The organism is Candidatus Amarobacter glycogenicus (assembly GCF_016704105.1).
In the GTDB taxonomy this organism is placed as follows: domain Bacteria; phylum Chloroflexota; class Dehalococcoidia; order Tepidiformales; family Tepidiformaceae; genus Amarobacter; species Amarobacter glycogenicus.
Window position 1 is genome coordinate 384,777 of sequence record NZ_JADJAT010000019.1, and the last position, 12,021, is coordinate 396,797.

General features: G+C 66.3%; 8 protein-coding genes. 3 read left to right on the top strand and 5 right to left on the bottom strand.

What is annotated here, in order from left to right:
- The first annotated feature begins 61 nt into the window (after positions 1-61).
- Together IPG14_RS13195 and IPG14_RS13200 are read left to right on the top strand one after the other, a co-directional pair.
- On the top strand, positions 62-637 hold the full coding sequence (locus tag IPG14_RS13195; RefSeq protein ID WP_343386012.1) for a DUF4389 domain-containing protein: 576 nt from the start codon (positions 62-64) through the stop codon (positions 635-637).
- 57 nt (positions 638-694) lie between these two features.
- A complete protein-coding gene (locus IPG14_RS13200) occupies positions 695-2,218 on the top strand; it encodes a DUF4389 domain-containing protein (RefSeq protein ID WP_343392121.1) in 1,524 nt (507 codons plus the stop codon).
- A gap of 41 nt (positions 2,219-2,259) precedes the next feature.
- On the opposite strand, the gene purL is transcribed toward IPG14_RS13200, so the two are convergent.
- The 3 genes from purL to IPG14_RS13215 all read right to left on the bottom strand — a co-directional run bounded on the left by purL (position 2,260) and on the right by IPG14_RS13215 (position 6,966).
- Positions 2,260-4,464 carry a phosphoribosylformylglycinamidine synthase subunit PurL gene (purL, locus tag IPG14_RS13205; protein WP_343392122.1) on the bottom strand — a complete coding sequence of 735 codons (2,205 nt, stop codon included), beginning with the start codon at positions 4,462-4,464 and terminating at the stop codon, positions 2,260-2,262.
- A 91-nt stretch (positions 4,465-4,555) separates the two neighbouring features.
- Positions 4,556-5,713, bottom strand: a complete 1,158-nt coding sequence (locus IPG14_RS13210; RefSeq protein ID WP_343386015.1) for a site-2 protease family protein — start codon at positions 5,711-5,713, stop codon at positions 4,556-4,558.
- Between the two features lie 71 nt (positions 5,714-5,784).
- Positions 5,785-6,966 (bottom strand): hypothetical protein, encoded by a 1,182-nt coding sequence (locus IPG14_RS13215; RefSeq protein WP_343392123.1) that lies wholly within the window; start codon positions 6,964-6,966, stop codon positions 5,785-5,787.
- Here IPG14_RS13215 and IPG14_RS13220 point away from each other — a divergent pair.
- Complete coding sequence (locus IPG14_RS13220) at positions 6,929-8,968, top strand: penicillin-binding transpeptidase domain-containing protein (RefSeq protein WP_343386017.1); 2,040 nt, start codon at positions 6,929-6,931, stop codon at positions 8,966-8,968. The two genes, IPG14_RS13215 and IPG14_RS13220, sit on opposite strands and share 38 nt — an antisense overlap.
- Positions 8,969-8,975: 7 nt before the next feature.
- Here the strand turns inward: IPG14_RS13220 and IPG14_RS13225 are convergent, their stop codons facing one another.
- Complete coding sequence (locus tag IPG14_RS13225; RefSeq protein ID WP_343387497.1) at positions 8,976-9,743, bottom strand: enoyl-CoA hydratase-related protein; 768 nt, start codon at positions 9,741-9,743, stop codon at positions 8,976-8,978.
- A gap of 98 nt (positions 9,744-9,841) precedes the next feature.
- Positions 9,842-12,001: an HDIG domain-containing metalloprotein gene (locus tag IPG14_RS13230; protein ID WP_343392124.1), complete on the bottom strand. Its 2,160-nt coding sequence runs from the start codon at positions 11,999-12,001 to the stop codon at positions 9,842-9,844.
- Positions 12,002-12,021: the final 20 nt, after the last annotated feature.

Consider the following 12,021-nt stretch of genomic DNA (forward strand, 5'->3'; position numbering starts at 1 on the left):
CGCCGGGAAATTCGGTGCAGGCTGGATCCACGCGGCCGGCCGAAGGGACACCCTCGTGAGTATGGCCCCCGCCTACCCGATCGGCCTGGAAGTCGATGATGCGACCCCGCAAAGCCGCCTGACCGTCCTCTTCCGCATGATCATGATCATCCCCCACGTCATCATCCTCGAGTTCATCGGTGTCGCGGTCTCCGTCGTCACCCTGCTCGCATGGTTCGCCATCCTCTTCACCGGCAAGTACCCGGCCGGCCTGATGAATTTTGCTATCAACGCGATGCACTGGCAGACGAGGTACTCCGGGTACGCATTCCTCCTCACCGGGGCCTATCCGCCGTTTGCAATGGGCGTCGACGCGGCCTATCCCGTCCGGCTCATTGCTGAAGGACAGATCGAGGGCCGCAACCGCCTGACCGTGTTCTTCCGCTACTTCATGCTGATCCCCCAGATCCTCGTCCTGTACTTCGTACTCATCGCAGCTGGTGTGGTGCTGATGATCTCCTGGCTGGTGGCGCTCTTCACCGGCTCGGTGCCTGCCGGCATGCACAACTTCCTGGCGGGAACGCTGCGCTGGCAGACGCGAGTGGGCGCCTACGGTTCGCTTCTCACGGACCAGTACCCTCCGTTCAGCCTGAGTTAGAATCGCACTCGGCCCAGTCGCCAGCAGGCGGACGCGCCGCAGGAGCGATGACTAGCGATGACGACACCGCCATCTTCGAACGACCCGGCGGAGGAGCCGGACGCTTCCGCCGGCGAACCGCCTGCACAGCAACCGTGGTCATGGGAACCGGCGCTTGGAGACCCGGCGCCGCCCCCGCCTCCTGAGCCGCCGCCGGTCGAATCCGGCGCGGAGATGCTGGCTCGCCTGCGTGAACGCGGGCTGATCTCGCAAGAGGAATACGAAGAGCGCCGCGGAGGCGGGCCATCGGCAACACCGCCGCTGCTACCTCCGGCGGCGCCCGACTCGCCACCACCGCCACTCCAGACCGCTCTTCCGCCTTCCTGGGCGCCTCCACCTCCCCCCAACACGGCGCCGGCCAATGGTCCACAGCCTTCGACACCGAAGTGGGTCCCGCCGCCTCGCGAACGCTACCCCATGGAGTTCGAGGTGGAGTACCCGGAACACCTCAGTCGCTGGACGACGCTTATCCGCGGGATCACGGTCATCCCCCTCCTGGTACTCCTCCCACTCTTCCAGTACTTCGCGCAGTTCGCCTTGTTGATCGGCTTCACCGCGGTCTTCTGGCGGCGAAAGTACCCCGGTTGGTTGTTCTCCGGGCTTTCAGGCTCGTTCGCCTATGCCGCGCGCAGCCATTCCTACTGGCTCCTCCTCACCGACAGGTTCCCGAGCTTCTCGAAGGAAGAGAGCCCGGTCTCGCTGAATTTCGACGAGCCCCCGTCGGGACACCTGAGCCGCTGGCGAGTCTTGCTCTGGAAGTCGATCCTGCTGATCCCTCACTGGATCGTGCTCTCGTTCCTTGGCATCGCGGTGGTCGCCGTCACCGTCATCGCCTGGTTCGCCATCCTGTTTACCGGCCGCTACCCGCGCGGCCTTTTCCAGTTCACAGTCGGCGTTCAGCGATGGTACTGGCGGACCATGGGTTACTTCGCCTCGTTCAACGACCGTTTCCCGCCGTACGGACTCTCCGCCGAAGACGGACCGGCAAGCAACGGTGCGACCGTGGCGAACGGGATCATTGGCGGCCTGGTTGCAGCCGGATACGCCGCCATTTTCGTCGCTGCCGCCGCCGTCGGCGACAACTACGTCACTGCCGACAACCTGGACTACGACCGGGTGGTCTCCGGGCAACAACAGCCGTCGCACCGCTTCCGTGAGGACTTCGGCACCGAGGAAGTTCTCCTCCGTCTGACGCGTGCTGTGGACCCCGGCGAAAGCCTCGCTGAGATCATTCGGCCCGCGCCCGGAGAGCGGATGATCGTCTTCCAATGGACCGTCGTGAACGGCACGGGCAGCGGCGCCCTCGTCGAACGCGACGCGGCGCGGGTCAAGGTCGCATACGCAGAGGACGGCGATCGGAAAACGAGTACGTTCAGCGCCGCCGTGATCGGCGTGAACAACGTGACCGCACCGGCAAACGTCTCCGCGTTTGGCACCGCGACCGTTCAGGCGGTTTTCGTCGTGCCGGAAGACGCGGAAGTCCTGGAACTGCGCTTCAGCGGGGGATTCTCGGGCGGCGGCGTGAAGTACGTCTTCGACTGAACCAGGGAACTCCCGCCCTCAGGGCGTATGGCGGGCCAGAACTACACCAGCGACTCGTAGGCTTCGCGAATCGCCGCCAGGTTGGACGAGATGGGGCCGAGGGTGAAGCCATCACCCGCGACGGTCGACCCGAGACGGGAGACCGTCACTCCGGACTCCTGCGCGAGGTCTGCCAGGCGTGCCTCGGCGCCGCCGTTGAGGCTGACCACGATCCGTCCCTGGCCCTCACCGAAGAGCGCGGCATCGAGACGCCCCGCGAACGTGGCCGAGCCTTCGAAGCCCTGGTTCCCCAGGACGGCGCTCTCCGCGACCGCGACGGCGAGGCCGCCATCGGAACAGTCGTGGGCAGAGGCCAAGAGCCCTTCGGCATGGGCGCGGAGGATGAGCTGGTGCAGGCGGCGCTCGGCCTCGAGGTTCAGGCGGGGCAGCCCGGCGACTCTTCCATGCACGGCTTCGAGGTACTCGCTTCCGGCAAGCGTTTCCGGGCTCTGCTCCAGCGCCGCACCGACGAGGAACACGGGCCGGCCAGCGCCTTCGAACGCCGAGCGGAGCGCCTTCGAGGCATCGTCGAGGATGCCGAGCATCCCGATCACCGGCGTGGGATAGACCGGCCGCCCGGCGGTTTCGTTGAAGAGGCTGACGTTGCCGCTGACAACTGGAGTCCCGAAGACGAGGCACGCCTCGGAGATACCTCGGACCGCCTGCTCGAGCGTGTAGTAGACGTCGAGTTTCTCCGGGTTGCCGAAGTTCAGGCAGTCGGTGACAGCAACCGGGGTCGCACCGGTGCAGACGACGTTCCGGGCCGATTCGGCCACGGCGATGGCCCCTCCGGCGTACGGATCGAGGTAGCAGAGCCGGCCGTTGCAGTCCGTCGAGACAGCGATGGCCTTGTTCGTCCCCGGTACGCGGATGACGGCCGCATCGCCACCGGGCGGGACGACGGTGTTGTTCAACACCTGGTGGTCGTAGCGGCGAAACACCCCGCGCTTCGAGGCGATGTTGGGGCGAGCGAGGAGCCTGAGAAGCGTGTCTGTAGCGTCGGCGGGCGCGGTATCCGCGACGGACCCGAGGTCGAACGTGTTGAGTTCCGTGAGTTCCTGCGGACGGACGCCGTTCCGGCGGTACTGCGGCGGCTCTGTGGCGATATCGAACGGGACGCGGGCGACTTCCTCGCCACCGGACTGGATCACCACGTCGCGGCCAGCCGTGACGACGCCGATGGGCTCGCAGTGAAGCTCCCAATGGTGGAAGAGCGAACGCACGTCGTCGACATGCTCCTTCTTCGCAATGATGAGCATGCGCTCCTGGCTCTCGCTGAGCATGACCTCGTAGGGCGTCATGCCCGCTTCGCGGCGGGGGACGTTGTCGAGGTCCAGAATGGCGCCGGCGCCGCCCTTCGCGCAGCACTCAACCACGGAGCTCGTAAGGCCCGCCGCACCGAGGTCCTGGAGCCCGACGATCCAATCGCCGTGCTCGGAAGCAAGCTCGTAGCAGGCCTCCATCAGGAGCTTCTCCATGAACGGGTTGCCGACTTGCACCGCCGGCCGCATCTCTTCGAAGCGCGCTTCCGGGTCGGTGCGGCTGGCGAGACCACTCGCGCCATGGATTCCATCCCGGCCGGTATCCGACCCAGCCAGCAGGAGGACGCTGCCCTCTCCCTGCGCCTTCGCGCTCAAGAGCTTCTTCGTTTCCGCGACGCCCACACACATCGCGTTTACCAGCGGGTTGCCGTTGTAGGCCTCGGCGAAAACCACTTCGCCCCCGACCGTGGGGATCCCGAGGCAGTTGCCATACCCGCCGATACCCCCGACGACGCCATCGAACAGGTACCGATTCTGCGGGTCATCCGGCGGACCAAAGCGGAGCGAATCGAGGATCGCGATGGGATAGGCGCCCATCGCGAAGATGTCGCGGACAATGCCGCCGACGCCCGTCGCCGCGCCCTGATAGGGCTCAATCGCCGAGGGGTGATTGTGGGATTCGACCTTCATCACCACGCAGAGCCCGTCGCCGATGTCGATTGCGCCGGCATTTTCCGCGCCGACTTTCGTCAAGATGTGGTCCCCACCCGAAGGGAAGAGCTTGAGCAGCGGCTTGCTGTTCTTGTAGCCGCAATGCTCGCTCCAGAGCGAGCCGAACATGCCGAGTTCGACCTCGTTGGGTTCGCGGCCCAACTGCTGAACCAGGAGGTCGTATTCGGCGCGGGAAAGCGCAACGGCGTCGAGGGCGGACTGGTCTACTGGCATGTGGCTATGGTAGCGGGCAGGAGGGTTAGGAGGGGGAGATTTCCACCCTTCACCGGGACGCCCATCCTCGTTGGGGAACTCCAGCGACAGCCTAGCCGCGCGGCGCCGCGGATGGCTCCTGGGCTCCATCATCGGGACGGAGTGTCTCGGCGAGCTGGACGCGCTCGAGGATTTCGCGACGCGTGACGAGGCCGACCATGCGGCCGTCGTCGAGCACTGGCACCTGGTTCAGGCCTTTCTCGCCGATCAGCATCAGGACTTCGAGCGCGGGCCGGTTGGCTTCGACCGTGAGGACGTTTGCGCGCGGGGTCATGACTGCCTGGGCCGGAGTGTTCGTCCATGCTTCCCGCGGGACGGCCCGGATGTCGTTTACGGTGATGATGCCAAGGACACCACCGTCGTTCGCGACGATCACCGCGCGCTCGCCGTGGCCGACCATCAGGTCGTCAACGATCTCCTGCAGGGGAGTCCCGGGGGTGACGCTGCGGAAGTCCTCGCGCATCACCTGGCGGGCCGTCAGGCGGCTGAGGACGCCTTCGAGCTGGGTGCCGGCTGCTTCGTTCCGGGCAGCGCCGAGGAGAAACCAGCCGATGAAGGCAAGCCACAGCCCGTCGAGCAGGCCGCCTGTGAGCAGGATGATGAAGCCGAGGATGATGAGCCCGTAGCCGAACATCTCTCCCACCGAGGAAGCGATGCGCGTGGCCTTGCGGAAGCTGCCCGTGCGCTTCCAGGCGATGGAGCGAAGGACTCGGCCGCCGTCGAGCGGGAATCCCGGGAGGATATTGAAGACCGCGAGTGCCACGTTCACGAAGGCGAGGTAGAAGCAGATGGCCTCGAGTTGTTCGACCGTCCCCCGGATGAGCAGCCCGCCGAGGCCGGTGATGGCGGCGATGACCAGGCTCGTGGCAGGCCCCGCGGCCGCTATCTGGAACTCCTCGCCCGCAGACGACGGCTGGCGTTCGAGGTGCGAGACGCCACCGAAGATGAAGAGCGTGATGCGCGGCACATCGAGCCCGCGGCGCTTCGCGACAAGTGCGTGGGCAAGCTCGTGGATGAGGACCGTCGCGAAGAGCAGGACTGCGGCGGTGATCCCGGTCGCCCAATAGGCGGCAGTGCTCCACGACTTGTACTGGTCCGGAAAGAGGCCGTCACTCAACGACCACGAGAGAAAAGCGAGGATGAGCAACCATGACGGATGGATCTCGATGACGATCCCGAAGACCCGCCCGACTTTAAACGCGCTTCCCACAGCCATACGCTACGGGAGCCGGGCGCGCCCGCCAAGTAGCCACGAGCCGGCAGATCGGCGCTGCAGGGCGCTCAGTCGCCCAGGGGGCGTCGCGACCACTCTTCCCACGTCGCCCAGGCGAGCTTGTTCGACCCGTCGCTCTTGCGCAGACCGATGTCCTTGAACACCACCGTCGCGCCCGAACTGGCGAACGCCGGGTCGAGCGCCGCGAACCAAACGACCATCGCGAATCCGAGCTCGTTGGCTTCGCGGAGCAGGCGCTCCACATATGCCTGCTGGTCAGTCTCGGTGCCGACTGTCACCCGGCCCTCGACCGGAGCCGAGGCGTAGCCGGTTTCCGAGATAATGATCTCCCCGTCCCAATGGGTCTTCAGCTGCGAGTAGTAGTCGCCGCGGACGTCGGCCGCGCTGCGGGCCTCCCCAAGGAATGGGTATGTGCTGATGGCAAGGACGTCCATGCGTCCCCGGAAACGATCGAAGATCTCCCACCGCGGGGGATGCACGATCCCGAACGCCCCTTCCAGGTCTTCGAGCTGGAAGGTTGGGAAAACCTTCGTCTTCGGGCTGTTCCCCTTCACCACTTCGTAGGCTTCAGCGTAGAGGGTGACGAAGGCCTCGAACTGCTCCGGCGCGCGTTCGAAGGTCATGTTCACCTCAACCCCCAGGGCGAGGTATTCCGGCTGGTAGTTCTTGGCGACGTAGGCGGCGTAAGCGATGAATGCATCACGCACACGCGAATCCGTGAACCCGGCGGCGGGGTCGATGGATGGGGGAAGGTTCGCGGTGCGGCTGCGCTGGACGACGCCGTCCGTCGGGTCGATGGAGTAGAAGAGTTTCAGGTTGCCGTACTGGTCGAGCAGGCTCGTTTCGAGGCGCGTGGTGTCGGCGGTCTGCCTGGAGACCTGGCCGCCTGCCATGAAGTCTTCCCACGGCGGCGTGCGCTGCACCAGGACCACATCCGCATACTGGGCAGCCGTGGCGAAGGCCTGGATGTAGGACTCGTTCGTGCGCTCGGGTGGAAGAGAACTGAAACCGAGGAGCATGCCCCGCGGTTCGCCCGTGGGCTCCGGGCGGACGACTGTCGGCCCGGGGCCTGACGTGCCTTCTGTCCCGGCCGGCGTTTCCTCGTCGTTTCTACAGGCGAGGGAAAGCATCGCCGCGCAGACTGCTGCCGCTGCTACAATCAGCAGCACGGGGTGGCTGAAGCGGTGGACCATGGGCGTTCGGGCCGTCTTTCTCTCTGCGGTGTTCATCGGGCTGCTGGTCGGCGGCGCGTTTGCCGGCGCGAAGTGCGTGCTTTCGCGCGATGGCGACGATCAGGCTGCCGCCTCCATCGTCGATGACACTCCGGGTTCTCCGGGATCCACGGCTTCGGCGTTCGCCAAAGCCTGGACGCTCGATGATCCGGACGCGCTCTACCTGCTCCTTTCGCCCGCCGCCCAACGCCGGTATCCGCCCGAGGTCTTCGCCGAGACATACCGCCTGTTCGCCAACGAACTGACCCAGACGTCGCTGAAAGCCACGGTCCAGTCGGCTTCAGCAGGCGGCTCGACGCTTGCTGTGCACCTGGCTACAGCCTATTTCGGCGAGATCGAATACACCACACCGCTTAACCTCTCCCAGACCCCGTCGGGTTGGGCCGTGGAATGGACGCCCGAGTCCATCCACCCGGACATGCAGGGCGGGCGCGAGTTCAAGAGCGTCATCCAGCGCCCAATTCGCGGCCGGATCCTGGACCGTAACGACGAGGTCCTCGCCGCCACCGTCGACCTCCGCTTCGTCGGGCTCAACCGCAGCCTTGTGAAGGACACGGCTGCCCTGAAGACCGCGCTGGTGGAATTCGGTTTCAGCCAAGAGCAGGTCGATGCCGCCTTCTCGAGCGGCGCCGGGCCAAGCCAGCGGGTTCGCGTGGGCGCGATCCCGGCGGACAAGAACGAGGCGTCCTCCGTGCTGCGCGCCATCCCTGGAGTGGTGCTGTACTTCGAATCTCAGCGCGTGCACCCGCTCGGGGCTGCAGCAGCACATGTCGTGGGCTACACCAGCGAACTGACCGCGGAGGAGCTGGCGGCGAAGCGGGGCACCGGCCTGCGCGCCGGCGACCGCGAGGGCGCAACCGGTATCGAGGCGTCGCAGGAGCGGGTGCTTGCCGGTTCCATCGGTGCCGAACTGCGCCTTGTCGAGGCTTCGGGCGAGATCGCGAAGGTGGTTTCGAGCCGGCCCTTCGTCCAGGGGAAAGACGTCCAGACGACGCTCGACGCCGGAGCCCTGCGGACAGCCTATGCCCGCCTCGGCTCCCGCGCGGGCGCGGCCGTCGTCATCGATCCCTCGACGAACGGGATCCTTGCCCTCAACAGCTCCCCCTCTTTCGACCCTGACGCCTTCGAGCGAAACGACGCGGCGGCCCTGGCGGCCATCACCGGCGCGACGAACGGCCCGCTCGCGAACCGCGCGACGACTGGCCTCTACTCCGCTGGTTCAACCTTCAAACTCATCACCGGAGCGGCCGGTCTTCTTTACGGTGGATACAAGGTCACCGATCGACTCGAATGCGGTTCAATCTGGACCGGCGTCGACCCTCCGAGGCGGAACTGGGAAGGGGGCCAGGGGGCTCTCACGATCGCCGAGGGGCTCATGCGCTCGTGCAACCCCGTGTTCTACGAAATCGCGCTGACGCTCTACAACAATACGGACGGGGCGCTCTCCCGGACTGCCCGGATGTTCGGCTTCGGCGCCACCACCGGCCTCGTCGGCCTCAGCGAAGAGGCCGGCCTGGTCCCCGACGCCCAGCAGAAGCGCGCCAAGACGGGCCAGCCGTGGTATCCCGGCGATGAGGTGAACCTCGGGATCGGTCAGGGTGACCTGCTCATTACCCCTCTCCAGCTCGCCAACGCCTACTCTGCATTCGTGGCGCGGGAGCTTCGCACTCCACGATTGTTGACCAGCGAGCCGAACACGAAGAAGGGGGAGATCCCGCTGGACGATGCCCAGTGGAGCCACCTGATGAACGGCCTCAAGCTGGTCACCAGCGCGCGAGGTACTGCTTCCGCAGCGTTCGCATTCGCCGGGTACACCGACTTCGCGGGCAAGTCGGGTACCGCCGAAGACGTGGGCACGCAGCAGCACGTCCTCTTCGTGGCGATGTCCCCCGCGGCATCGCCGGGGGCCGTGGCGGCCGTGGTCCTGGATGAGGGCCAATCAGGCTCGATCGAGGCTGGCCCCATCGCGCGGGACATTGTGCTGGCGGCCTTGCGCTGAACCTTCGCTAACGGGCCTGCCAGTTCGGGTCGCGCTTCTCGCGCGCTGCCGAGCCGCCTTCCCGGGCATCGTCCGTCGCCCCGGCGACCCGGCGCATCGTCTCGCCGAAGCGGATGGCATCCACCCACGGCATTTGCTGGCCGCGCCATGCAACCTCTTTCGTCGCCCGGACGGCAAGTGGCGCGGACTTGCAGAGGCGTTCCGCCAGGGCGCGGGCTTCGTCCATCAGGGTGTCGTGGGGGACAACCTTCCAGGCGAGTCCCATCTCCTTCGCCCGCTGGGCATTCACCCGTTCGCCGATCAGGAGCAACTCCATCGCGTTCTGCCAGCCAACCTTCTGAGGCATCCGGATGGATCCCTGGATGGTCGGGACACCGATGCGGACCTCCGGGAACCCGAACTCGGCGCGCTCACTTGCGATCACGAAGTCGCAGGCCGCGACAAGGGTGCACGCGAAGCCGAGGCAGTAGCCGTTTACCGCGGCAATCGTCGGCTTCCAGATCTCGATGCCGTTTTCGAGGGATGTCAGGCTGGGAGTCTCCCAGTGAGTCGTGCCACGCGGCCGGGCTGAATCGCGAAGGTCGGCGCCAGCGCTAAACGCCCGACCCGCACCGGTCACAATCGCAACCCAGGCATCGTCATCGTCTCGGAACTGAGCCCAGCAGGCATCGAGGTCCGTGCGCAGTTCACCATTGATGGCGTTCAGCGCTTCGGGGCGGTTGTAGGTAATCGTGGCAATGCGCCCGCTGCGTTCGTACAGGACAGTCCCGGCCATGGTCAGAAGCCTCCGCGTTGTGGTTCGGGGAGTGTAACGAAGGCGGGCAGATTGCGGGCACCTGTTTCGCGCCCGGACTCAGGAACACGCGCGGTGGTCTACGGCGCGACCGGTGTTTCGCCGCGGGCGAGCGTCGCGATCTCCTCCGGCGTCGGAGAGGGATAGGCGACCCGCGGATGATAGACCGCGCGGAGAGTCGCCTTGAAGCTGGCGGCGACAGCCTGCAGGTCGCGAAGAGTAATGTCGCACTGATCCAGCTGACCCTCGGCGAGCCGCTCGGCGAACACCGCATCGACCATCTGGTCGAGCGATGGCGCGCCCTCATCCTGGCGGGCCCGCGCCACCGCCTCGCAGGAGTCGGCGAGCATGACGATGGCGGCCTCCCGCGCCTGCGGGCGAGGACCTTCGTAACGGTAGTCCGCGACGACCAACGGCTCGCCGCTGGAGGCCGCCCGGCGGTAGAAGTACGTCACGAGGCGCGTGCCGTGATGTTGCGGGATGAAGTCGCGCACGAGGCCCGGCAAGCGGTACTTCTTCCCGAGCTCCAGCCCGTTCGTAACATGGGCTCGTATGATCCTGGCGCTCTCCGCCGGTTCCATCTGTTCGTGGGGGCTTGGGGCGCCGTCGAGCATGTTCTCCACGTAGTACTGAGGCATGACCAACTTTCCGATGTCGTGGTAATACGCCCCGACCCGGACGAGGAGTGGGTCCGCACCCACCTGGATCGCGGCCCGTTCGGCGAGGGCGCCGACCAGCATGCTGTGGTGGTACGTGCCCGGTGCTTCTTCCTGGAGCCGGCGAAGGAGCGGGTGTTCGGCCTGGGCGAGTTCCATCAGTTGGAGCCTCGTCGTAATGCCGAAGACCATCGCCAGGACGACGAAGACGCCTACGGAGAGCACCGCCGCTCCAAGACCGTGCAAACCCGCGGCAAGAGCGATCCAGGCGAGGTCGACGTTCGCCCGCTGAGAGGAGACGAGCCAGAAAACGCACATCACGGCGCCCGTGGCAGCGGTAACTGCCAGGGCGGCGACGGCGAACCGGCTGAGCCTGCTCGCGCGGTGGACGGCTGCGGCGCCGGCCAGCCCCGCAGCTGTATATGCCATCCCCAGCTCGAGCGATTGGAGCGACCCCACGTAGGAGGTGCCCGCTATTTGCGGCGCCGTGCCTCCGATGAAGGCGGCCATGAGCCCCGCGAGACAGGCGATGAGCACGGCAAACGAGAGGTCACCGAAGCACGAGGCGATAATCGCCGCTGTCGCAACCGGGAGCGCGAACGCCAGGTAACGATGGTCGGAATCCGGTGTTACCAGCGGGAGTGCCACGCGGGCGGAGACGAGTACCGCCCCGAAGCTCACCGCGACGAGCGCCATGCGACGGCTTGCCGGGCTCGGGAACGGCTGGAACAGGTAAACGTAACACCCGGCAAGGATGCCCGCGACGAGCGCGATGATCGCGCCACCGGCAGCCGCGAAGAGGTCTACCCCGTCATCGATCACCCCGGTGGCCTTCAAGGCCTCGATGTCCTGGGCGGAGATCTCCTGACCCTCGGTGACGATCACCTGCCGGGCGGCGAAGGTGCGAAACACGGGCGCGACCTGCTGGCGGGCCTCCGCCCGCTTCTGCTCGGTTGCCATCACGTCGATCCGAAACGTTTCCACGGCAAACACCCGCAGCATCGCCGCCAGCGCTTCGCCTTCCTCTGCGGTAGCCACGGGCTGCGGCGCCGTAGCCACGTGTTCACGGATCGCGGCGTCGATCTGTTCGGTCTTCAGCGGCGAACCCATGATGTCGCTGAGGCCGGTTGTCACCTTTCGGGAGAGGCTCTGCAAGGCCGCGGCATCGAACGACTGGAAGATCGCGCGTTCACGGTTGGTGAACGGTTGTGGAGAGCTGAGCCTGGAGATCGCCTCCTGCTTCAGCTGGGCGCTGAGGTCCGTCCGGACAACGATGGCTCGCACCAGGTCGAGGTAGCGAGTCGCCTTCTCGATCGACTGGTCACGCAGGGCGGTGTCTACGGGCAGCGCCTGCTCGGGTACCGACTGGGCGGCCTCGTTGCGCGCGGCTTCGGTCAGTGTGGCCGATTCGAAGCTCGCCTCATGCGCAGCCGAGAACGTGCTCGAGGCGACATCCCCCTCCTGCAGCCCGCCATCGAAGCGGAAGAGCGGGACCACGAGGGGCAGTATGACCGCGGTGATGACGAGCCCGAAGAGCCCGGCCGTGGTCCTCGAGACGGGCCTGCGAGACGGTCGCCAGTCCATGTGGACGCAGGATACCAGAG

Bases quoted from the DNA above. Each gene is read 5' to 3' on its own strand.
- IPG14_RS13200 (WP_343392121.1), top strand. From the start codon at position 695: ATGACGACACCGCCATCTTCGAACGACCCGGCGGAGGAGCCGGACGCT.
- IPG14_RS13230 (WP_343392124.1), bottom strand. From the start codon at position 12,001: ATGGACTGGCGACCGTCTCGCAGGCCCGTCTCGAGGACCACGGCCGGG.
- IPG14_RS13215 (WP_343392123.1), bottom strand. From the start codon at position 6,966: ATGAACACCGCAGAGAGAAAGACGGCCCGAACGCCCATGGTCCACCGC.
- purL (WP_343392122.1), bottom strand. From the start codon at position 4,464: ATGCCAGTAGACCAGTCCGCCCTCGACGCCGTTGCGCTTTCCCGCGCC.
- IPG14_RS13220 (WP_343386017.1), top strand. From the start codon at position 6,929: ATGGGCGTTCGGGCCGTCTTTCTCTCTGCGGTGTTCATCGGGCTGCTG.
- IPG14_RS13225 (WP_343387497.1), bottom strand. From the start codon at position 9,743: ATGGCCGGGACTGTCCTGTACGAACGCAGCGGGCGCATTGCCACGATT.
- IPG14_RS13195 (WP_343386012.1), top strand. From the start codon at position 62: ATGGCCCCCGCCTACCCGATCGGCCTGGAAGTCGATGATGCGACCCCG.